Consider the following 22,563-nt stretch of genomic DNA (forward strand, 5'->3'; position numbering starts at 1 on the left):
GTCGAAGAACGGTCGCGCTCACCGTACGCGGAAGCCTCGGACCGGGCGGCCAGGCCGGGTTACCCTCGAGTAGTGACGACGACGCACACCCGGCCGGGGACCCCTGCACCGCTGTCCGACCTGGGCACCCACGAGGTGACGAACCAGGTCCCGCCCCGCGCGGACGGCGACCTGCTGGGCGCGGACCCGGCCGTCGTCGAGGCGTCGGACCGGGAGGGCGGTGACCGGGCCGCGCTGGAGTCGCTCGCCGAGCGGATCGGCACCGCCGCGCACCGCGAGCACGCCCGCGCGGCGAACGCGCACGAGCCCGAGCTGCACACCCACGACCGCACCGGGCACCGGATCGACGAGGTCGGGTTCCATCCGTCCTGGCACGAGCTGATGCGGGTCAGCGTCGAGCACGGCCTCGCGGCCGCGCCGTGGGCCGCCGCACCCGGCACCGGCGCGCACGTCACCCGGGCGGCCGGGTTCTACCTCCACTCCCAGGTCGAGCAGGGCCACCTCTGCCCGATCTCGATGACCTACGCCGCGGTGCCCGCGCTGCAGCACGCCCCCGAGCTCGCCGCGGCGTACCTGCCGGGGCTGACCGCGCGCAGCTACGAGCCGGGCCTGGCCGATCCCGCGACCAAGTCCGGGCTGTTGGCCGGTATGTCGATGACCGAGAAGCAGGGCGGGTCCGACGTCCGGTCCGGGAGCACCGTCGCCGTCCCGCAGCCGGACAGCAGCTACCGCCTCACCGGCCACAAGTGGTTCACCAGCGCCCCGATGAACGACCTGTTCCTCACCCTCGCGCAGGCCCCGGGCGGGCTCACCTGCCTGGTACTGCCCCGCGTCCTGCCGGACGGCACGCGCAACGCCATCCGGCTCCAGCGCCTCAAGGACAAGCTCGGGAACCGGTCCAACGCGTCGTCGGAGATCGAGTACTCCGGTGCCGCCGGGTGGCGGGTCGGCGAGGAGGGCCGCGGCGTCCGGACGATCATCGAGATGGTCTCGATGACCCGGCTGGACTGCGTCCTCGGTGCCGCGGGGACCCAGCGGGCGGCGGTGACCGAGGCCGCGCACCACGTGGCGCACCGGTCGGCGTTCGGTGCCCGGCTGGCCGACCAGCCGCTGATGCGGGAGGTGGTCGCCGAGCTCGCGGCCGAGTCCGAGGCCGCGACGGTGCTGGCGCTCCGGCTGGCCGGGGCCGTCGACCGGGGCGAGACGGCGCTGCTGCGTCTCGCGCTGCCCGCGGCGAAGTACCTGGTGTGCAAGCGGACCTCGGCCGTGGTCGCGGAGGCGCTGGAGTGCCTGGGCGGCAACGGCTACGTCGAGGAGTCCGACCTGCCGCGGCTGTACCGCGAGGCGCCGCTCAACTCGATCTGGGAGGGATCGGGCAACGTGACCGCCCTCGACGTGCTGCGCGCGATCGCCCGCGAGCCCGCCGCCGTCGACGCGCTGCTGGCCGAGATCGACCTCGGCGCGGGGAGCGACCCGCGGCTGGACGCCGTGATCGCCGCCCTGCGGGCCGAGCTGGCTGCTCCGCAGGAGCGCCGGGCCCGCCGGCTCGCGGAGCTGGCGGCGCTGGCGCTGCAGGGCTCGCTCGTGGTGCGGCACGCGCCGGCCGCGGTGGCCGACGTCCTCCTCGCCACCCGGCTGGACGGCGACGGCCCGCTGCGCACCGCGGGCACCCGTCCCGGGTCGGACGCGGTCGGCACCCTCCTCGAGCGGGCGACGCCCGGGCGCTAGGAGCACTCCCCGGCGGGCAGCCACCACGCCCCGAGTTCGGCGATCGCCTCGTCCCCGAAGGGGTTCACCCCGGACCCGGCGGCGAGCGCGTGCGCGACGTGCACGTGGAGGCACTTCACCCGGTCCGGCATCCCGCCGGCGGTGACGTCCGGATGGGTGGACAGCGGCTCGATCGCGTCGCGCTCGGCCAGGTACTGCTCGTGGGCCCGCCGGTACGCGTCCGCGAGGTCCGGGTCGACGGCGAGCCGGTCCTGCATCTCCTTCATGCGGCCCTCGGCCTCCAGCGTCCCGATGCGGGACGAGAGCCGCGGGCAGGTCAGGTAGTAGAGCGTCGGGAACGGGGTGCCGTCCGGCAGCCGCGGCGCCGTCTGCACGACCGCCGGGTGCCCGGACGGGCAGCGGTAGGCGACGGCGAGGATCCCGCGCGGGGCACGTCCGAGCTGCCGGGCGACGGCGTCGAGGTCGGCCTGTGCCACGGGGCCGGCTTCCAGGCCGGGGGGACGGGGGTCCTGCGAGACGTTCACGGTCTCATCGTCGTTGCTCGCCCGAGACGTCGTCCCACAGGGTGTGGAACCAGGGCACGCCGGGCTCGGCCTGCCCGTCCTCGGGCGCCGGTTCCTGCGGGACCGGGAACTGCACGACGTAGGGGGTCTCGCCGGGCTGGACCATCCCGAGCCGGGTGCGCGCCTGCGCCTGCACCTCGGCGGGGTCGGACAGCCGCGCACGGTCCGCCGACAGCCGGGCGACGTCGGCCTCGAGCGCCTGCTGCTGCTCGGACACGGCGGCCAGCTCCTGGCGCTGGGCCACGAAGTTGTGCAGCGGGACGGCCACGGTGAGCGCCAGCGCGCAGACGACGATCGCGAGGATCGCGGCCCGCTTGGTGGACGACAGGCCGAGGAGGCCGGTGGTGCGGGCGACGACCTCGCCGGCCTTGGAGCGGGCCCGGGTCAGCCGCGGCCGCGCCGAGGGCGGCCCGGCCGGACGTGAGCGTCCGGACGCGCTGCGGGACCGGTCCCCGTTCCGGGCCCCCGACGAGCGGGAGGGCGACCTCCGCGGCGTGGCCGCGGCCCGGCTCCGGCCGGCCCCGGTGGCACGCGCCCGCGTGTCACGACTGCGGCTGCGCCGTTCGCCCATGCGTTCCCCTCCCCCGGTCCGGCCGGCACCCCGGACCGGCCCGATGGTGCCGCAGCGTGTGCGTCACCCCCAGGATGCCGCCCGATCGGGCGTCGGTCCGGGTGCCGCGCCGAGGAGACCTCGACACGGCACCCGGATCCGCGGGTCCCGGCCGCTCAGGCCTGGCCGGGCACCACGTAGCGCGGGAACGCCAGCTCGCCGTTGTAGCGGGCGGCGTCGCCGAGGAGCTCCTCGATGCGCAGCAGCTGGTTGTACTTCGCCACCCGCTCGGACCGGGCCGGGGCGCCGGTCTTGATCTGACCGCAACCGGTCGCGACGGCCAGGTCCGCGATGGTGACGTCCTCGGTCTCCCCGGAACGGTGGCTCATCATGCAGCGGTACCCCGCGTTGTGCGCCATCGTCACCGCATCGAGGGTCTCCGACAGGGTGCCGATCTGGTTGACCTTCACCAGCAGCGCGTTCGCGGCGCCGCGGGCGATGCCGTCCTCCAGCCGCTCCGGGTTGGTGACGAACAGGTCGTCGCCGACCAGCTGCACCTTGTCGCCGACCGCCTCGGTCAGCGCGACCCAGCCGTCCCAGTCGTTCTCGTCCAGCGGGTCCTCGATGGACACCAGCGGGTAGGCGTCGACGAGCTCGCGCCAGACCTCGGCGAGCTTGTCCGCGGTCAGCTTCTTGCCCTCGAAGGCGTACCTGCCGTCGGAGTGGAACTCGGTCGCGGCGACGTCGAGGGCCAGCACGACGTCGGTACCCAGGGTGTAGCCCGCCCGCTGCACTGCGGCCGCGATCAGGTCCAGCGCCCCGCGGGTGCCGCCCTTGACGTCGGGGGCGAACCCGCCCTCGTCGCCGAGGCCGGTCGACAGTCCCTTGTCCTTCAGCTCCGACTTCAGCGCGTGGTAGCACTCGGCACCCCAGCGCAGCGCCTCGCGGAAGGTCTCCGCGCCGATCGGCGCGATCATGAACTCCTGCACGTCGACGGAGGTGTCGGCGTGCGCACCACCGTTGAGGATGTTCATCATCGGGACCGGCAGGACGTGCGCGTTGGAGCCGCCGACGTACCGGAACAGCTCCAGCCCGGACGACTCGGCGCCGGCCTTCGCCACCGCCAGCGAGACGCCCAGGAGCGCGTTCGCGCCGAACTTCGACTTGTCCGGGGTGCCGTCGAGGTCGACGAGACGCTGGTCGACCAGCCGCTGGTCGACCGCCTCGACACCGACGAGCTCCGGGCCGATCTCGTCGAGGACGGCCGCGACGGCCTTCTCGACACCCTTCCCGCCGTACCGGTTCTTGTCGCCGTCGCGCAGCTCGACGGCCTCGTGCTCTCCGGTCGAGGCGCCCGACGGGACCGCGGCACGCGCCAGCGTGCCGTCGTCCAGTGCGACCTCGACCTCCACCGTCGGGTTGCCCCGCGAATCGAGGATCTCGCGTGCCCCGACCTGCTCGATGACCGCCACCGTGACTCCTGTTCTCATGGGGGTCGCGTCCGGTGCGCCAGCGTAGTCATCGACCGCGGGGGCACGGGGGATGCGCTGGTCACCCTCGGCGCGCTGTCAAGCCTCGCGTTGCCGTTGGATCACACCTAACGTGGGGTGACCATGAGCAGTCCCCGCGCGAACTCCCCGGACCCGGTCGCCGCGTTCCGGCGCGCCGACCAGCTGCTCTCCCGGCACCGGCCGCTCGAGGCCCTGGACGCGCTGCGGACCGCCCTCCGCCCCGGTGATCCGGCCGACTCCACCGACGCCTCGGTGCACCTGCTGGCCGGGCGGGCCTATCTGGACTCGGCTCAGCTGCGGAAGGCCGAGGCGGCGTTCCACCGGGTGATCGAGATCGAACCGGCGGACCACTACGCGCGGTTCGCGCTCGGGAAGACCCTGCAGCGGCAGGGGCGGCTGACCGAGGCCGAGACACAGCTCAAGATCGCGTCCGCGATGGACCCCCGCCCGGAGTACCAGGAGGCGCTCGGGGAGATCCGCGCACGGATCGCGCTGAGCGGCGACCGGCCGTCGGACCCGAGGTCCTGACCAGCACGAACGGCGCTCCGGGGATCTTACGGGAGGAAGCAGACATGACCCTTCCTCCGCATCGGCGGTGAGGTTAGCCTTCGCGCCGGGCAGCGCACCCTGACCTCGCGTCTGCCGACAGCGACGAGAGGTCCGAGGAGCGGCCCGTCATGCTCGGAAACGCCCTGATCGGGTTGCGCGAAGGCCTGGAGGCCTCGCTCGTCGTCGCGATCCTGGTCGCCTTCCTCGTCCGCACGGGGCGCCGCGCGGAGCTGCCGCGGGTCTGGCTGGGTGTCGGGGCCGCCGTCGTCGTCAGCGTCGGGGTCACCCTCGGGCTCACCCTGACCCAGCAGGCGCTCACGTTCGAGGCGCAGGAGGCGCTCGGCGGCTCGCTGTCGATCCTCGCGGTCGGCTTCGTCACCTGGATGATCTTCTGGATGCGGTCGCACGGGCGCACGCTGTCGGCCGAGCTGGAGGGGAAGCTGGACCGGGCGGTCGCGATGGGGCCGTGGGCCGTCGTCGTCGTGGCCGCACTGGCCGTCGGCCGGGAGGGGCTGGAGACCGCGGTCTTCTTCTTCGCCGCCGCGCAGGCCGCCGGCGAGACCGCGGGCCCCCTGGCCGGGTTCCTGATCGGGATCGCGGTCGCCGTGACCATCGCCTACCTGATCTACCGGGGCGCGCTGCGGATCGACCTCGGGCGGTTCTTCACCGTCACCGGGTTCCTGCTGATCTTCGTCGCCGCCGGGATCCTCGCCTACGGCGTCCACGACCTGCAGGAGGCCGGGATCCTGCCCGGCCTCACCACCCTCGCCTTCGACGTCAGCGCGGCCGTCCCGCCGGACTCCTGGTACGGCACCGTGCTGAAGGGGATCTTCAACTTCTCCCCGCAGACGACCGTGCTGGAGGCCGTCGTCTGGTCCGTCTACGTCGTGGTGGTCCTGGTGCTGTTCCTGCGCCCGGCCCGCCGTCCCGCGCGCCGTACGCCCTCCACCACCTCGTGACCCGTTCCGCCCCCGGCACCTTCTCGCCCCGCAGGAGAACCATGTCCCCGCAGATGCGCACGGCCACCGGCCTCGCGTCCCTCGCCGCCGTCGCCGTCCTGGCCGGTTGCACCTCCACCGCGCCCACGGCGGCGGGTGAGGGCGGCCCGATCGAGGTGAACAACACCGACACCGCCTGCGAGGTGGCGACCGCCGAGGCCCCCGCCGGGAACATCACCTTCCGGGTCACCAACGCCGGCTCCAAGGTCACCGAGTTCTACCTCTACGGCACCGGTGACCGGATCATGGGCGAGGTCGAGAACATCGGCCCGGGGCTGTCCCGCGACCTGATCGTCGAGGTCCCGGACGGCGGGTCGTACACGACCGCCTGCAAGCCGGGCATGTCCGGCGACGGCATCCGGGCACCCTTCACCGTCACCGGGTCGGTCGCCCGCTCCACCGACTCCGACGCCCGGCTCGCCGAGGCCACCGCCGGCTACTCGCGGTACGTCGCCTCCCAGGTCGGGGCGCTCGTCCCGAAGACGCAGGAGTTCGCCGACGCCGTCAAGGCGGGCGACGTGGAGAAGGCGAAAGCGCTGTACCCGGTCGCGCGGACCTACTGGGAGCGGATCGAGCCGGTCGCCGAGTCGTTCGGCGACATCGACCCGAGGATCGACGGCCGCGAGGACGACGAGCGTGACCCCGGCGTGGGTTTCACCGGGTACCACCGGCTGGAGAAGGACCTCTGGGTGACCGGACTGCAGCCGGACTCGCCCGCCGTCGCCGACCAGCTCACGGCCGACGTCGGCGACCTCGCGACCCGCACGACGACCGTCGTGCTCACGCCCGTGCAGCTGGCGAACGGCGCCAAGGAGCTCCTCGACGAGGTCGCCACCGGCAAGATCACCGGCGAGGAGGACCGCTACTCGCACACCGACCTGTGGGACTTCCAGGCGAACGTGGAGGGCTCGCAGGCCGCGGTCGCGGCGCTGCGCCCGGTGATCGACGCCAAGGACCCCGCACTGGGCCCGGTGCTCGACGAGCGCTTCCAGGCCGTCGACACCCTGCTGCAGGGCTACCGCTCCGGTGACGGCTACGTGCTCTACACCGCGCTGACCCCCGAGGACATCAAGAAGATGAGCGCGGCGGTCGACGCCCTCTCCGAGCCGGTCAGCAAGGTCGCCGGAACCGTCACCACATGAGTGCCCGGCTCTCCCGGCGGCAGGCGTTCGGGCTGGCCGGTGCCGGCGTGGCACTGGCCGGCGCGGGTGCCGCAGCGTACGGCCTGACCGGCGCGGGTGCCCCCGGCGCGCGGACGGTCGGGTTCCGCGGCGGCCGGCAGGCCGGGATCGTCACCCCGGCCCAGGACCGGCTGCACTTCGTGGCGCTCGACCTGACCAGCACGGACCGGGACACCGTCCGGGACCTCCTGCGGCGGTGGACGACGGCCGCGGAACGGATGACGGCCGGGCTGGAGACCACCGACGGCGGCGCCGTCCCGGCCAACCGCTACGTCGCCCCCGCCGACACGGGGGAGGCGCTCGGGCTGGCGGCGGCCTCGCTGACGCTGACCTTCGGCGTCGGGCCGTCGCTGTTCACCAAGCTCGGGATCCCGGACCGGCGCCCGGCCCCGCTCGCCGAGCTGCCCCGGTTCCAGGGCGACCAGCTCGACCCGGCCCGGTCGGGTGGGGACCTGTGCATCCAGGCCTGCGCCGACGACCCGCAGGTCGCCGTGCACGCGATCCGGAACCTCGTACGCGACGGCTTCGGCGTCACCGAGGTCCGCTGGTCACAGCTGGGGTTCGGGCGGACGTCCTCGACGTCGACGGGGCAGGCCACCCCGCGCAACCTGTTCGGGTTCAAGGACGGCACCAACAACCTCAAGGCCGAGGAGCCCGACCTGCTCGACGAGCACGTCTGGATCGGCGACGAGGGCCCGGCCTGGCTCCGCGGCGGTTCCTACCTCGTGGCGCGCCGGATCCGGATGCACATCGAGACCTGGGACCGGACCAACCTCGACGAGCAGCAGCAGATCATCGGCCGGGACAAGGGAGAGGGTGCCCCGCTGACCGGGACGGCCGAGTTCGACCTCGCCGACCTGGCCGCGACGGGCCCGGAGGGCCCGGTCATCCCCGACGACAGCCACATCCGGCTGGCCTCCGCGCAGGAGAACGGCGGGGTGCGGATGCTGCGCCGCGGCTACAACTTCGTCGACGGCTCGGACGGCCGCGGCCACCTCGACGCGGGCCTGTTCTTCGTCGCGTTCGTGCGCGACCCGCAGCGCCAGTTCGTCCCCGTGCAGCGCAGGCTCGCCCGCTCCGACACGCTCAGCGAGTACCTGGAGCACACCGGGTCGGCCGTGTTCGCCGTCCCGCCCGGCCTGCAGGACGGCGACGACTACTGGGGCCGTTCACTGCTGGCGTGATCCCGCCGAGGGCTCAGGACCGGGCGGTGCGGCGGCCGTAGTCGGCGGCGGCGGACCAGACGTCGCGGGCGTAGCTGCCGGACGCGTTGTAGGCGAGCACGCCGTCCCACCAGTCGTCGCCGTCGCCGGCGTCGCGGCCGCCCGCGCAGAGCAGCCCGGCCGCGGCGAGCGCCGCGTCGTCCACCTGCTGCGGGTCGGCGACACCGTCGCCGTCACCGTCGGCGCCGTACCGCCCCCAGGTCTCGGGCAGGAACTGCATCGGGCCGACCGCGCGGTCCAGGACCGGGTCGCCGTCGAGCCGCCCGCCGTCGGTGTCGGCGATCCGGCGGGTGCCGTCCGTCCCGTCCAGCGCGATCCCGACGATCGGCGGGTCGGCCCGGCCGTCCGGTCCGGTCGTGGCACCTCCGATCCGCGCGTGCCGGGACTCGACGCGGCCGATCCCGGCCAGTGTCGACCAGCTCAGCCGGCACTCCGGGGCCCGCTCGCGCTGGCGGAGCTCGGCGGTGGCGTAGGCCTGCAGGGTGCGCTGCGGGATCCGGGTGTCCCCGGCGGCGTCCCGGGACCACGCGACGACGTCGGTGCCCGCCCCGAGTGGGGCGACGGCGGGTGGCGGGGCGTCCCGGTCGACCGGGTCCGAGGGGGACGTCCTGGAACCGGGGCCGGCGACGAGGGTGGCGAGCACCACCAGCACCAGCACCCCGGCGAACAGGACACCGAGCATCGAGAGGACGACGCGGACAGCCACTCCGTCCACCGTACCGACGCGGCCGGGAACGGTGCTGCTACGGGGTGTCCCAGAAGGCCCGCCAGTCCTCGGCGGTCAACGCGTGCGGGTCCTTCCCGGCGGCCGCGGCGGCCTTCTCGGCGGCGCGGACCCGGGCGTCGAACGCCCGGGCGGCGGTGCGCAGCGCAGCCTCGGGATCGCCGCCGCCGAGCTGCGCGGCGGCGGCCACCCGGAACAGGTGCTCGCCGGTCTCCTCGCCGCCCGGCAGCAGGTCGGCGGGCAGGCCGGCCTTCGCCGTGCGGGACGCCAGCTTCGCGGCGAGCGCGACGGCGGGCTGAGCGGCCGCGACACCGTCCAGGCTGGACTCGCGCTGCTTCTCGGCGCGCTTCAGCTCGTCCCACCGGCGGTCCTGGTCCGCGGCGGTGCGGACCTCCTCCCCGGCGTCGTCACCGGCCGGGAACACGTGCGGGTGCCGGCCGACGAGCTTGTCGACCAGGCCCGTGGCGACCTCGTCGATCCCGAACGGCGCGTCCGCGTGCTCGGCAGCGACGCGGGCGTGGAACAGCACCTGCAGCAGCACGTCACCGAGCTCCTCGCGCAGCTCGGTGCGGTCGCCGTCCTCGATCGACTGGTAGAGCTCGTAGCACTCCTCCACGAGGTAGCGCAGCAGCGACTCGTGGGTCTGCTCGGCGTCCCACGGGCAGCCGCCGGGCGAGCGGAGCCGGTCCATCACCGCGACCGCGTCGAGCACGCCGTGCCCGGCGGGCGGCGGCACCGCTCCGGTGGCCGTCGCGGCGGGGTGGCCCGCGGGGACGAGCAGGACGGTGCCGTCGGGCAGGCCGCCGGGATCGGTGCCGTCCCAGTCCTGCGCGCCGGCGGCGGCGCCGGCGTCGAGGCCCGGGACCGCGAGCACGCGGTCCGCGGCCCGGAGGGCGGGCAGCGCGGCCGCCGGGAGCGCGGCGCCCCGCCGGGGGCAGGTGACGACGACCGCGGTCACGGCGTGGCCGCCGGGGCCGGCGTGGCGCCCGCGACCGGGAGGACGAGGGAGGCGTCCGCCGCCGTCGGCGCCGCGACCATCCGGACCGGGTCCCAGACGCCGTAGCGCGGGTTGAGCTCCACCCCCGCGTCCAGGGCGGTCGGGGTGAGCAGCCGGACACCGGCCTCGGCCAGGGTCTGCTGGTCGAGGCCCGCGGTGGCGCTCGCCCCCGGCACCGGCTCACCGAGACGGCGGTCGGTCACCCGGACCACGACCCAGCCCTGGCCGGTGCCGAGCGGGAACGCGGCGACCTGCCCGGCCGGCAGCCCGATCAACGGGGTCAGCGCGGCCTGGGGGGTCTCGGCCGGGCGGATCGCGAGGTCACGCTGCGCCGTACCGGCTCCGGCGAGTGCGCTGTCGGCACGGGCACCGCCCGCGGCGATCTCGCGGGCGAGCTGCTCGGCCTCCTCGCGGGTCTGCGCGACGGCGATGTCGGCGGTGACCGACAGCCGGTCGAGCTCCGAGCGGGCCAGCCCGGCGAGCTGGAGGTCGTCGCGGGCGGAGGCCTGCGGCCCGCCGACCGACAGCGACCCGGCGACGACGGCCTGCTCGCCGCCCGCACGGTCGATCTGCTCCTGGACCTGCTGCTCGGTGACCGAACCGGTCTGCTCGGCGGGCAGCCGGTCGAGCAGGTCCCGGATGACCAGCTGGGACACGACCGCACGGCCGATGTCGGCCTGGGAACCGCCCTGCGACGTCAGCCCCTCGACGAGACCGGGCCGGGTGAGCACCGAGCTGATCGCGGCCTGGGCGTCGTCGAGCGGGATCGACGTCTCCCCGACGACGGCCGCCGAGTCGACCCGGTTCGGCCCGGTTCCGCACCCGGCCAGGAGCGCCCCGGCGACCACCAGGGCGGCGATGATCCTGCGTGTCCGCACGGGCTCCACCTTCTCACGGGGTGTGGCGCCGATCTCCCTCGCCCGCCCCGTCGCGGTGCAACGGCACGGGCGAGGCGTCCGGCGGCCGGATCCGGTCAGCTCCCCGGGCGGCCCGGGAGCGCCGGGCGCGCCATCGAGGGCCGGGTCGCGACGTCCGGCGGCCGGGCGGGCGGGTGCTCGTCGAGCCGTTGCAGCGCCAGCTCGATCGCCCGGTCGAGCTGCGGGTCCCGCCCGGCGGCCCGGTCCTGCGGGGTCACGACGACCTCGATGTCCGGATCGACGCCGTGGTTCTCCATCCCCCAGCCCGTGTCGTCGAACCAGGTGGCGTAGCGGGGCTGGGTGATGCGGGTGCCGTCGACGAGCCCGTACCGCCCGTCGATGCCGATCACCCCGCCCCAGGTGCGGACGCCCACGACCGGCCCGATCCCGAGCCGCTTGATCGCGGCGGTGACGATGTCGCCGTCGGAGCCGGAGCGCTCGTCGGCGAGTGCCACGACCGGTCCGCGCGGCGCCTGCTCCGGATAGGTCGACGGCGCCCGGTGCCGCGGCAGGTCCCAGCCGATCACGGTGCGGGCCAGCTTCTCCACGACGAGCTGCGAGGTGTGCCCGCCGCGGTTGCCCCGCACGTCGAGCACCAGGCCGTCGCGGGCGGTCTCCCGGGCGAGGTCGCGGTGCAGCTGCGCCCAGCCGTACCCCATCATGTCCGGCACGTGCAGGTAGCCGAGCCGGCCACCGGAGCGCTCGTCGACCTCGGCCCGCAGCCGGGCCACCCGGTCCTGGTAGCGCAGCTCGGCGTCGGAGCGCAGCGGACGGACCGCCACCCGGCGCACGGTGCCCGCGTCGTCGCGGCCGGGGCCGGACCGGACGGTGAGCTCGACCGTGCGGCCCGCGGCGGACACCAGCAGCGGCGCCGGACCCCAGTGCGGGTCGACAGGGGCGCCACCCACCTCCAGCAGCACGTCCCCGGCCCGGACGTCGACGCCCGGTGCCGACAGCGGGCTGCGGGCCGCCGGCGCGGACGTCTCCGGCGGCAGCACCCGGGTGATCCGCCAGCCGTCGCCGGCGGGTTCGAGATCGGCGCCGAGCAGCCCGGGCCGGCCGGTCGGGTCGCCGGCGGGCCGCCCGCCGATCACGTAGGCGTGCGAGGTGCCGAGCTCGCCGTGCAGTTCCCACAGCAGGTCGACCAGGTCGTCGTGGCTGCCGAGCCGGTCCACGAGCGGCCGGTAGCGCGCGACCTCGGCGGCCCAGTCGACCCCGGCCATGTCCTCGACCCAGAAGTGGTCGCGCATCAGCCGGGCGGTCTCGTCGAACATCTGCCGCCACTCCGCCGACGGGTCCACCGTGACGACGAGCCGGGAGGTGTCGATCTCGAACTCGTCGCCGGCGCCGTCGTCGGGGGCCGACGAGCCGCTGCGGTCGGCGCGCAGCAGCCGGACCTTGCCGCGGTCCCGCACGACGATCCGCTTCCCGTCGCCGCTGACGGCGAACCCGGACGCCGGGTCGGCGATCACGGTGACCGAGCGCCGGGCGAGGTCGTAGCGCTCCAGGACGGCGCGCTCCCGCTCGTCGTCGGGGTCCGGGAGGCTGTCGCCGAGGACACCACCGCCGGGGAGCCGGAGCCAGACCAGACCGCCGGAGATCGCGGTGAGGCCGTGGTAGCGGGCCGCCTCGACGGGGATCCCGACGACGCGGTCGGCGAGCCCGGCGATGTCGACGACGACCTCCGGCGGGCCGTCGTCGCCGCGCCTGCGCCCCGCGCCCGCCGTCGCCGGGGCCGCCGCCGCGGGTGCCGCCGTCGCGGTCGCGTCGGTGGCCGCGGCGCGGTCGGTGCCGCCGTCGTCCTCGTCGCCGCCCGCCGGGTCGGGCGGGGTCGCGGGCGGGTCCTCCGGACCCTCGTCGCCCGGGTCGACCGGCCTGCCGTCCGGGCTCTCCCCGAACGGCGACGGCGTGCGCGCGGCGAGCGGCACCAGGAACGGCTTCCAGCCGGTCCCGAAGGTCAGGTCGAAGGAGTGCTGGTCGTAGGACGGGTCGAACACCCTGCGGGACAGGAACGCCAGGTGCTTGCCGTCCGCGGTGAACGCCGGGTCGCTGTCGTGGAACCGGCCGTGGGTCACCTCGGTGTGGCCGCCGTCGTCGAGGCGGGTCAGCACCACCCGCGACAGCCCGGCCTCGGTCGGGTCGCACCACGCGAGCCACGACGAGTCCGGTGACCACACGACGTCGAACGGCTCCCCGGCCGCGCCCCGTGCGAGCTCCCGCAGCTCACCGGCGGCGCGCTCGGGCACCGCGGTGGCCCCGTCCCCGGCGGCCCCGTCGACGACCCCGTCCGGGTTCTCCGCCCCGGACGCGGGGACACCGGTGTGCAGCACCAGCAGCCGGCCGTCGTGCGTGGTCAGCGCGACCGCGCCGCCGTCCGGTGACGGCGCGAGCTCCAGCACCCGGCCGAGCCCGCCCGCCGCGTACCGCACCCGCTCCGGGGCACCGGGTGCGTGCGGGTCCAGCGGGGCGACGCAGACCGCGTCCTCGCCCTCGGCGTCGTCCACCCACACCGCGCGGTCGTCGCCCAGCGGGTGCGCCAGCCGGGCCCGGACCCCGGGCTCGGCCAGCAGTGCCCGGGCCGGGCCGTCGCGGTGGGTCAGCCGGTGCACGGTCCCGCGCACCCCGACGACGCCGGCCCGGCCGCTCCGGTCCGGCCGCACCGGCCCCAGGTCGCCGGGGATCGACGCGCGGAACGGGTCACGGGCCGAGCGCGGGCCGCCGAGCCGGATGTCGATCCGGCGCGGCCGTGATCCGGCGTCCAGCCCGTCGAGCAGGAAGATCTCCCCGGCGCACTCGTAGACGACCCGGCGGCCGTCGGTCGAGGCGTGCCGGGCGTAGAAGTCGGGGACCGCTCCCCCGGCGCCGTGGTCGGTGTGCCGGCGCAGGCCGGAGCCGGGGTCGGCGAGCGGGACCGAGTAGACGTTGCCCCAGCCCTCGTGGTCGGACACGAACGCCAGCCGCGCGCCGCCCGGGGTGTCGACGACCATCGGGGACTCCAGCTGCCCGTCCAGCCCGGCCAGCACCCGCACGAAGTCGCCGGTGCCACCGGCGTCGAGCCACAGCCTGCCGGCCCGGCCGCCGCGGTAGCGCTTCCAGTGCGCGGCGTCCCGGCCGCCCTCGACCTGCGTGAGCACCGCGGGACCGCCGGGCTGGAACGCGACCGCGGTGAGCGACCCGTACGGCAGCAGCCGCGGCGTGCCACCGGTCGCGGGCACGGCGTACGCCCGGCACCGGGCGGTCGCCTCGTCGTGCGCGGACAGGGCCACGACCCCGCCCTCCGGGGTCCAGCCCGCGGCCCGGGTGGACGCGTCGCCCCACCAGGTCAGCCGGGTGACGCCGCCGCCGTCGAGCGCGGTCCGGTAGACCTCCCACATGCCGTCGCGCCGGGAGGTCCAGGCCACCGCCGCACCGTCCGGCGAGATCCGCGGCGCCGTGACCGGGACCTCGTCGGCGGTCAGCCGGTAGGCCCGCCCGCCCGCGACCGGGGCGGTCCACACGTCGTCCTCCGCGACGAGGACGAGCGTGTCGTCGTGCAGGTGTGGATGGCGCAGGAAGGCGGGCATGCGGCCACGCTAGCCCGCGCCACCGACAGCCCCGGCCGGTGCGGGGATCAGCCCGACGAGCTGTGCACCGGGGTCGACGACGGCACGATCTGCAGCAGCAGCTCCGCGCACCAGCCGAGCAGCTCGACGTCGCGCACCGGCGATCCGCCGATCCGCCCGCCCTGCACCGGCTTCGGCACGGTGACGATCTGCGCGGCCGCCTTGTACTGCGCCTTCGGGTACAGCCGCCGGAGCCTGAGCTGCGCGGAGTCCGGCAGCTGCAGCGGGCCGATCCGCAGCTGGGTGCCGGCCGAGGCGACCTCGCGGACGCCCAGGCGACGGCAGAGCTGCCGGAACCGGGCCACCTCCAGCAGGTTCCGCACCGGGGTGGGCGGCTCGCCGTAGCGGTCGGTCAGCTCCTCGACGATCGCGGACAGCGCCGCGTCGTCGGGCGCCTCGGCGATCTTGCGGTAGACCTCCAGGCGCAGGCGCTCGCCGTCGACGTAGTCGTGCGGGACGTGCGCGTCGACCGGCAGGTCCACCCGCACCTCGACGAGCTGCTCGTCCTCGACCGACGCCCCGGTCTCCCCGCCCGCCTGCTTGCGGAACGCCGCGACGGCCTCCCCGACCAGCCGGATGTAGAGGTCGAACCCGACGCCCGCGATGTGCCCGGACTGCTCGGCACCCAGGATGTTGCCCGCGCCGCGGATCTCCAGGTCCTTCATGGCGACGGCGGCACCGGAGCCCAGCTCGGAGTGCTGGGCGATGGTGGCGAGCCGGTCGTGCGCGGTCTCGGTGAGCGGGTGCGCGGGCGGGAACAGGAAGTAGGCGTAGCCCCGCTCCCGGCCCCGGCCGACCCGGCCGCGCAGCTGGTGCAGCTGGGAGAGCCCGAGCGTGTCGGAGCGCTCGACGATCAGCGTGTTGGCGTTGGAGATGTCCAGGCCGTTCTCGACGATCGTCGTGCACACCAGCACGTCGAACTCGCGGTGCCAGAACGCGTTGACCGTGCGCTCCAGCAGCTCCTCGTTCATCTGGCCGTGCGCGACCGCGACCCGGGCCTCCGGGACGAGGTCCTGGATGTTCTTGGCCGCCTTGTCGATCGAGCTGACCCGGTTGTGCACGTAGAACACCTGGCCGTCGCGCAGCAGCTCGCGGCGGACGGCGGCGGCGACCTGCTTGTCGTCGTAGGCGCCGACGTAGGTCAGGGTCGGGTGCCGGTCCTCGGGCGGGGTCGTGATCGCCGACATCTCCCGGATGCCGGCGAGGCTCATCTCCAGGGTCCGCGGGATCGGCGTCGCGGACAGCGTGAGGACGTCCACGTGCGCCCGCAGCGCGGTGATGTGCTCCTTGTGCTCGACGCCGAACCGCTGCTCCTCGTCGACGACCACGAGGCCGAGGTCCTTCCAGCGGACCGCGCCCTGCAGCAGCCGGTGGGTCCCGACGACGACGTCGACGGTGCCCTCGGCCAGCTTGTCGATCGTCTCCTTCGCCTCGGCGGCGTCGGTGAAGCGGGACAGCCCGCGGACCGTCACCGGGAACTGGCGCATCCGCTCGGCGAAGGTGTTGAGGTGCTGGGTCGCCAGCAGCGTCGTGGGCACCAGGACGGCGACCTGCTTGCCGTCCTGGACCGCCTTGAACGCGGCCCGGACGGCGATCTCGGTCTTGCCGAAACCGACGTCGCCGGAGATCACCCGGTCCATCGGGACCGGCCGCTCCATGTCCTTCTTGACCTCGTCGATCGCCGAGAGCTGGTCGGGGGTCTCGGTGTAGGGGAAGGCGTCCTCGAGCTCGCGCTGCCACGGGGTGTCGGCGCCGAAGGCGTGCCCCGGGGACGCCTGCCGCGCCGCGTAGAGCTGGACCAGCCCGGCCGCGATGTCCTTGACCGCCTTGCGGGCGCGACCCTTGGTCTTCGCCCAGTCCGCGCCGCCGAGCTTGTTGACCGAGGGCTGCTCGCCGCCGACGTAGCGGCTGATCTCGTCGAGCGCGTCGGTCGGGACGAACAGCCGGTCGGCGGGCTGCCCGCGCTTGGAGCTGGCGTACTCCAGCACCAGGTACTCGCGGGTGGCGCCCTGGACGGTGCGCTCCTTCATCTCGACGAAGCGCCCGATGCCGTGCTGGTTGTGGACGACGTAGTCGCCGGGCTGCAGCACCGCCAGGTCGACGGCGTTGCGGCGGCGCGGGGTGGTCTTGCGCGGGGCGGCGTCGAGCCCGGCCCTGCTGCCGGTGAGGTCGGCCTCGGAGATCAGGACGAGCCCGACCTCGGTGGCGGTGAAGCCGTTGAGCACCCGGCCGCAGGTGACGGTGACGACGCCCTTCTCCGGGGCGTCCGGCAGGGTGTCCACCTTGGACGCCGGGACCTCGGCGTCGCGCAGCTGCTCCAGGGAGCGGTCCGCGGTGCCCTGCCCGGCCAGCACCAGCACGGCCGCGCCACCGGTGGCGACGTGCGCGCGCAGGTCGGTGATCGCGCGGTCGGTGTCGCCGCGGTAGGGCTCGATCTCGTGCACGGCCGGGACGACGACGTCGTCGGCACCGGACAGCAGCGGGGACAGCGAGACCACCGGGCGTCCGGTCGCGGTGGACTGCGCGAGGGTCGTGGTGAGGTCGCGGTAGGCCGATCCGGAGACGTCGATCGGGGCCTCGCCGCCCGACCCGGTCGCCAGCCAGGACGCCTCCAGGAACTCCTGCCCGGTCCGGACCAGGTCCGCGCAGCGGGTGCGGATCCGCTCCGGGTCGGCGAGCAGCACGCGGGACCCGGCGGGCAGCAGGTCGGACAGCAGCTGCATCTCGCCGCCCACGAGGGCCGGGATCAGCGACTCCATGCCCTCGCCGGGGATGCCCTCGGACAGCTTCTCCAGCAGCTCGCGCAGCGGGTTGCGGTTCAGGCCCGCGGTCTCGGGCTGCTCGGCGGCCAGCTCGGCGGCGCGCTGCCGGACCGGCCCGGTCAGCAGCAGCTCCCGGCACGGCGGCACCTCGACCCGACCGACCTCGCCGACCGAACGCTGGTCGGCGACCGAGAACGCGCGCATCTCCGACACCTCGTCGCCCCAGAACTCGACGCGTACCGGGTGCTCGGCGGTCGGCGGGAAGACGTCGAGGATGCCGCCGCGCACCGCGAACTCACCGCGGGTCGTCACCATCTCGGCGCGGGTGTAGGCGAGCTCGACCAGGCGCTCCAGCAGCTGCTCGAACTCGTGCTCCTCGCCGACCGCGAGGGAGACCGGCGCCAGCGCGCCCAGCCCGGGCGCGACCGGCTGGATCAGGCTCCGTGCCGCCGTGACGACGACCCGCGGTGCGGTCGCCGGCGAGGCGAGCCGGTGGAAGATCGTCAGCCGGCGGGCGACGGTGTCCGGGCGGGGCGACAGCTTCTCGTGCGGCAGCGTCTCCCAGGACGGCAGCACGACGACGGGCGCGCCGGCACTGTCGTGCACGGTGTCGGCGGCCGCGTCCAGCGCCTCGCCGTGCCCGAGCAGGTCGGACACGGCGGCCGCCAGGTCCTCGGCCTCCCGGTCGGTGGCGGTCACGGCCAGGACGCAGCCGTCCTCGGCGAGGCCGGAGACGAGCAGCGGGCGGAGCGCGGCCGGACCCTCGACGCTCACCGCCGGGGTCTCGGCGGTACGGGTGTCCGCGGCACGGGCGGCGTCGACCGCGGCCCGCAGGCCGGTGTCGGACAGTGCTGAGGTGAGCAGACCGGACAGGATGGCCACGGCGGCGCTGGCTCCTCGGGGTGGGGCTGGTGGTGCGCGGGACGCGGGACAGACCCCTGCCCGGGACGCGGGCCTCACGGTGGGCCCGGGCCTGGGTGCCGGAGGACGACGATACGCCTGGCCCCGTGACCGCGGGCGGGGCCGGGTGGTGACGGCTGCCGCACCGCGAACGGGACGATTCCGACACCCCGTCGCAGAACCCGACTACTACGCTCCTTCGTAGAAGACCACCCGATCGTGTGCGCTAACGTCCGCCCTCGTCAGCCGGGGTGTACCCGGACTCCCGCACGGAGGAGCACGCGTTGATCACGGTCTACCTGAACCGCCGGATCGGCGACGACGAGCGCCGCGAGTCCCTGTTCCAGGGCAACTTCTTCCTCTACTCCGGCATCGGCGGTGCGAACGCCCTGGCCGACCACGCCAAGGACCTGATCGCCCGTGCCTTCGGCGAGCTGGACCCCGAGCGTGCGCAGTACGAGATGGACGTCGACGAGTTCATCCGCCGGGTCGAGCCGCTCAAGGGCGAGTTCACCAACGGGCAGCGCACCAAGGAGCTGTGCCAGCAGTTCGCGATCGACCTCGGTGTCGACCCGGAACGCACCTACTTCGACATCCCCCGGCTGCGCGTGATCCCCGCCGACCAGTTCCTGACCGCGGGCGTCTCCTACAACTACAAGGCCCACCGCGACATGTGGTACGGCCACCCCCAGCAGCTCGTGAACTACTGGACGCCGGTCTTCGACGTCGTCGGCGAGAACGTCATGAGCATGTACACCGACTACTTCGACAAGCCGGTGAAGAACGGCTCGAACCAGTACGACTACGACGAGTGGGTCGCGAAGCACCGCACCGCCGCCGCGGACAACAAGACCGCCGACACCCGCCCGCACCCGCTCCCGCTGGAGGACTTCGACTCCCGCGGCGAGATCCGGATCGCGGGCCAGTCCGGCGACGTCTTCATGTTCTCGTCGAACCACCTGCACGCGTCGGCACCGAACACCTCCGACGTCACGCGGTTCTCCTACGACCTGCGCACCATCAACCTGGACGACGTCCGGGCCGGCCGCGGGCCGAAGAACGTCGACTCGGGTGCGACCGGCACGACCCTCGGCGACTTCCTGCGGGTCTCCGACCTCGCCCCGCTCAAGGCGGACGAGTTCGAGTCCGCGCTCGCGGACGCCTGACGTCCTGCCTCCCGCACGCACGGCCCGGCACCGCCTCCGCGGTGCCGGGCCGTCGTCGTCCGGCGGCCGACACGCCGGTGACTCGCGGGGGACACGCGGGCGACGGCCCGGTGACCTGCACACGGCACTCGACGGACGACCCCCGCATGATTAGCGTCAGGGTGATGTCGGGAGAGCTGCGGCCGGTCGACGCCCGGGTACGGGCGCTCGAGTCGATCCTCGTCGAGAAGGGGTACGTCGACCCGGACGCACTCGACGAGATCATCGAGACCTACCAGCACCGGGTCGGGCCGCGGAACGGCGCACACGTCGTCGCCCGGGCGTGGACCGACCCCGGCTTCGCCCGGAGGCTCGCGGAGGACGCGACGTCGGCCGTCGCCGAGCTCGGCTACGGCGGCCGCGGCGGCGAGCACCTCGCGGCGGTCTTCAACTCCCACGACGAGCACCACCTCGTCGTCTGCACGCTGTGCTCCTGCTATCCCTGGCCGGTCCTGGGACTGCCCCCGGTCTGGTACAAGTCCCCGGCCTACCGGTCGCGGGCGGTGCTCGACCCGCGCGGGGTGCTCGCCGACTTCGGCACCGTCCTCGGCGACGACGTCGCGATCCGGGTGCACGACTCCACCTCGGAGCTGCGCTACCTCGTCGTCCCGCAGCGCCCGCCCGGCACCGACGGCTGGTCCGCCGACGACCTCGCCGCGATCGTCTCCCGCGACTCCATGATCGGCACCCGCGTGGCGACGGCGTGAACGGCGCGCACGACCTCGGCGGGGCGATGGGGTTCGGCCCGGTCGAGCCCGAGCCCGAGGACGTCCGGTTCCACGCGGACTGGGAGCCGCTCGTGCTGGCGCTGACCCTGGCCGCGGCCCGGCCCGGCGGCTGGTCGATCGACGAGTCCCGGCACGCCCGCGAGTCGCTCCCGCCGCCGCTCTACCTGAACCTGACCTACTACGAGATCTGGCTGGCGGCGACCGAGAAGCTCCTCGTCGCGCACGGCCTCGTCGGCGAAGACGAGCTCGCCTCGGGCCGGTCGCTGCGCCCGGGCGTCGCCACCCCGGCCCCGCTCGGCGCGGCCGAGACCGCCGAGGTGCTGGCCACCGGCGCACCGACCCTGCGCGACGAGCCCGCCGGCCCGCGGTTCGCCCCCGGCGACCGGGTCCGGGCCCGGGTGGTGCACCCGCGCGGGCACACCCGGCTCCCCCGCTACGTCCGCGGCCGCTGCGGGGTCGTCGAGACACGGCGCGGGGCGCACGTGCTGCCCGACTCACGCGCACACGGCCACGGCGAGGCCCCCGAGCAGCTCTACACCGTCGTCTTCACCGGACCGGAGCTGTGGGGGCCCGACGCCGACCCGACGTCGTCGGTCTCGGTCGACGCCTGGGAGAGCTACCTTGAGCCCGCCTGACGGCCCGGTGTTCGACGAGCCCTGGCAGGCCCAGGTGTTCGCGCTGGCGGTGTCGCTGCAGGACCGCGGCGTCCTCGACCGGCAGGACTTCGCCGAGACCCTCGGCGCCGAGCTCGAGGACGGCCGGGACTACTGGGACGCCTGGCTCGCCGCGCTGGAGGAGCTGCTCACCGAGCACGGCCTCACCGATCCCGGCTCGGTCGACGAGCGCACCGATGCCTGGCTGCGCGCCGCTGCCGCGACCCCGCACGGGGCCCCGATCAGCCTCGACGCCGACCCGCGGCACTGACGGCTCACACGACCAGCCACACCAGACCGGCGGCGGCGAACCCGACGACGGACAGGATCGTCTCGAGCACCGTCCACGTCAGCAGGGTCTGCTTCACCGACATGTTGAAGTACTTCGCGACGATCCAGAACCCGCCGTCGTTGACGTGGCTGGCGACGATCGACCCGGCCGACACCGCGACGACGATCAGCGCGATCTGCGGCTGCGAGTAGCCACCGGCGGCGACGGTCGGGCCGATGATCCCCGCCGTCGTCACGATGGCGACGGTGGCCGAGCCCTGCGCGATCCGCAGCGCCGCGCTGATCAGGTAGGCGGACACGATCAGCGGGAGCCCGATCGCCGTCATCGACCCGGCCAGCGCGTCGCCGACCCCGGTCTCCTGCAGCACCTTGCCGAAGAACGCGCCGGCGCCGACGACGAGCAGGATCATCCCGACCGGGCGCAGCGACTCGCCGGAGATCCGGCTCAGCTCGGCCATCGACGTCCCGCGGCGCACGCCGAGCAGGTACATCGCGAGGAGCACGCTGATCGTCAGCGCGATCGCCGGGGTGCCCAGGAAGACGAGGACGTCGTGCAGGACGGTGCCCTCCGGCAGTGCGACCGATCCGACCGTGGCCCCGAGGATCAGCAGCATCGGCACCGCGATGATCAGTGCGATGAGGGCGACCGACGGCGGCCGCGGCGTCGTCGCCACCTCCGCCCGCTCGGCGGTGCGGGTGGCACCGCCGGCACCGTCCGGGGAGGACTCCGTGCCCCCGGCCGTGCCCGCAGCCGGACCGGCGGCGCCCGGGGCGTCCTCGGGGACGTCGACGAGCACCCGCTTCCCGATGAACGCACCCCACCAGACGCCGCTGACCAGCCAGGCCGGGATCCCGCAGAGCAGGCCCATCGCGATGATCCAGCCCATCCCGACGCCGAGCAGGCCGCCCGCCGTGACGGGGCCGGGGTGCGGCGGCAGGAACGCGTGCGTCATCGACAGGCCGGCGAGCATCGGCATCGCGTAGAGCACCAGCGAGCGGCCGCCGCGCCGGGCGGCGACGTAGACCAGCGGGGCGAGCACGAAGATCCCGATGTCGAAGAAGACCGGGATCCCGAGCACGACGCCGGTGACGCCCATCGCCAGCGGCGCGCCCCGCGGCCCGAACAGCCGCAGCAGCCGCTCGGTGAGCGCGTCCGCTCCCCCGGACCGCTCCATGATCGCCCCGAGCACGGTGCCCAGGCCGATGATCGGCGCGATGTGACCGAGGATCCCGGCGAAGCCGGTCTCCAGCAGCGAGTCCGACGCCGAGATCGGTGTCCCGACGAGGTCGGTGATCGGCACGCCGGCGACCAGCGCCACCAGCACACCGGTCACGATCAGCGCGACGAACGGCTCCAGCCGCCACCGCATGATCATCAGCAGGAGCAGCACGACGCTCGCCGCGGCCAGGGTGAGCAGGCCGGACGTGTCGTTCTGCAGCCAGTCGAGGAAGGCCGTCATCGGGGTTCTCCTGCCGGGGCG

General features: G+C 74.7%; 18 protein-coding genes. 9 read left to right on the forward strand and 9 right to left on the reverse strand.

All coding sequences use genetic code 11. The features are described from left to right. Positions 1–72 precede the first annotated feature (72 nt). Complete coding sequence (locus AD017_RS09600; RefSeq protein WP_145982709.1) at positions 73–1,728, forward strand: acyl-CoA dehydrogenase family protein; 1,656 nt, start codon at positions 73–75, stop codon at positions 1,726–1,728. Here the strand turns inward: AD017_RS09600 and AD017_RS09605 are convergent. The 3 genes from AD017_RS09605 to eno all read right to left on the reverse strand — a co-directional run bounded on the left by AD017_RS09605 (position 1,725) and on the right by eno (position 4,313). After that, a complete protein-coding gene (locus tag AD017_RS09605) occupies positions 1,725–2,252 on the reverse strand; it encodes a DUF501 domain-containing protein (RefSeq protein ID WP_082399145.1) in 528 nt (175 codons plus the stop codon). The two genes, AD017_RS09600 and AD017_RS09605, sit on opposite strands and share 4 nt — an antisense overlap. Positions 2,253–2,256: 4 nt before the next feature. Beyond that, complete coding sequence (locus AD017_RS09610) at positions 2,257–2,862, reverse strand: septum formation initiator family protein (protein WP_010242935.1); 606 nt, start codon at positions 2,860–2,862, stop codon at positions 2,257–2,259. 155 nt (positions 2,863–3,017) lie between these two features. Next, positions 3,018–4,313, reverse strand: coding sequence for a phosphopyruvate hydratase (gene eno, locus AD017_RS09615; RefSeq protein WP_010242933.1), 1,296 nt, complete (start codon positions 4,311–4,313; stop codon positions 3,018–3,020). A 141-nt stretch (positions 4,314–4,454) separates the two neighbouring features. Between eno and AD017_RS09620 the strand changes: the two genes are divergently transcribed. From AD017_RS09620 to efeB, 4 genes are all read left to right on the forward strand, one after another. Further along, positions 4,455–4,880: a tetratricopeptide repeat protein gene (locus AD017_RS09620; RefSeq protein WP_060576322.1), complete on the forward strand. Its 426-nt coding sequence runs from the start codon at positions 4,455–4,457 to the stop codon at positions 4,878–4,880. 149 nt (positions 4,881–5,029) lie between these two features. Next, the gene (gene efeU, locus AD017_RS09625; RefSeq protein ID WP_060573989.1) at positions 5,030–5,860 is read left to right on the forward strand and encodes an iron uptake transporter permease EfeU; all 831 of its coding nucleotides are present in this window, start codon (positions 5,030–5,032) and stop codon (positions 5,858–5,860) included. A 41-nt stretch (positions 5,861–5,901) separates the two neighbouring features. Next, positions 5,902–7,041 (forward strand): iron uptake system protein EfeO, encoded by a 1,140-nt coding sequence (gene efeO, locus AD017_RS09630; protein ID WP_010242927.1) that lies wholly within the window; start codon positions 5,902–5,904, stop codon positions 7,039–7,041. Then, positions 7,038–8,264, forward strand: coding sequence for an iron uptake transporter deferrochelatase/peroxidase subunit (gene efeB, locus AD017_RS09635; protein ID WP_060573990.1), 1,227 nt, complete (start codon positions 7,038–7,040; stop codon positions 8,262–8,264). Before efeO ends, efeB begins: the two co-directional genes overlap by 4 nt. Positions 8,265–8,277: 13 nt before the next feature. On the opposite strand, the gene AD017_RS09640 is transcribed toward efeB, so the two are convergent. From AD017_RS09640 to mfd, 5 genes are all read right to left on the reverse strand, one after another. Then, positions 8,278–9,009, reverse strand: coding sequence for a lytic murein transglycosylase (locus AD017_RS09640; RefSeq protein ID WP_227012704.1), 732 nt, complete (start codon positions 9,007–9,009; stop codon positions 8,278–8,280). Positions 9,010–9,046: 37 nt separating this feature from the next. Next, the gene (locus AD017_RS09645) at positions 9,047–9,985 is read right to left on the reverse strand and encodes a MazG family protein (protein ID WP_060573991.1); all 939 of its coding nucleotides are present in this window, start codon (positions 9,983–9,985) and stop codon (positions 9,047–9,049) included. Continuing rightward, positions 9,982–10,902 carry a peptidylprolyl isomerase gene (locus tag AD017_RS09650; RefSeq protein ID WP_060573992.1) on the reverse strand — a complete coding sequence of 307 codons (921 nt, stop codon included), beginning with the start codon at positions 10,900–10,902 and terminating at the stop codon, positions 9,982–9,984. The genes AD017_RS09645 and AD017_RS09650 overlap by 4 nt, the downstream gene beginning before the upstream one ends. 95 nt (positions 10,903–10,997) lie before the next feature. Then, entirely contained in the window at positions 10,998–14,504 is a 3,507-nt protein-coding gene (locus tag AD017_RS09655; RefSeq protein ID WP_060573993.1) for a S41 family peptidase, read from the reverse strand. A 47-nt stretch (positions 14,505–14,551) separates the two neighbouring features. After that, a complete protein-coding gene (gene mfd / locus AD017_RS09660) occupies positions 14,552–18,178 on the reverse strand; it encodes a transcription-repair coupling factor (RefSeq protein ID WP_060576324.1) in 3,627 nt (1,208 codons plus the stop codon). A gap of 311 nt (positions 18,179–18,489) precedes the next feature. Between mfd and AD017_RS09665 the strand changes: the two genes are divergently transcribed. The 4 genes from AD017_RS09665 (at position 18,490) to AD017_RS09680 (ending at position 21,062) form a co-directional block, all read left to right on the forward strand. Continuing rightward, positions 18,490–19,371, forward strand: coding sequence for a hypothetical protein (locus AD017_RS09665; RefSeq protein ID WP_033198676.1), 882 nt, complete (start codon positions 18,490–18,492; stop codon positions 19,369–19,371). A 164-nt stretch (positions 19,372–19,535) separates the two neighbouring features. Then, positions 19,536–20,117, forward strand: a complete 582-nt coding sequence (nthA, locus tag AD017_RS09670) for a nitrile hydratase subunit alpha (protein WP_060573994.1) — start codon at positions 19,536–19,538, stop codon at positions 20,115–20,117. Continuing rightward, positions 20,114–20,773: a nitrile hydratase subunit beta gene (gene nthB / locus AD017_RS09675; RefSeq protein ID WP_060573995.1), complete on the forward strand. Its 660-nt coding sequence runs from the start codon at positions 20,114–20,116 to the stop codon at positions 20,771–20,773. The genes nthA and nthB overlap by 4 nt, the downstream gene beginning before the upstream one ends. After that, on the forward strand, positions 20,760–21,062 hold the full coding sequence (locus tag AD017_RS09680; RefSeq protein WP_029239168.1) for a nitrile hydratase accessory protein: 303 nt from the start codon (positions 20,760–20,762) through the stop codon (positions 21,060–21,062). Before nthB ends, AD017_RS09680 begins: the two co-directional genes overlap by 14 nt. Before the next feature lie 4 nt (positions 21,063–21,066). Here AD017_RS09680 and AD017_RS09685 read toward each other — a convergent pair whose 3' ends face one another. Next, on the reverse strand, positions 21,067–22,542 hold the full coding sequence (locus AD017_RS09685; protein WP_060573996.1) for a GntP family permease: 1,476 nt from the start codon (positions 22,540–22,542) through the stop codon (positions 21,067–21,069). Positions 22,543–22,563: the final 21 nt, after the last annotated feature.

It is taken from the genome of Pseudonocardia sp. EC080619-01, from assembly GCF_001420995.1.
GTDB lineage: Bacteria > Actinomycetota > Actinomycetes > Mycobacteriales > Pseudonocardiaceae > Pseudonocardia.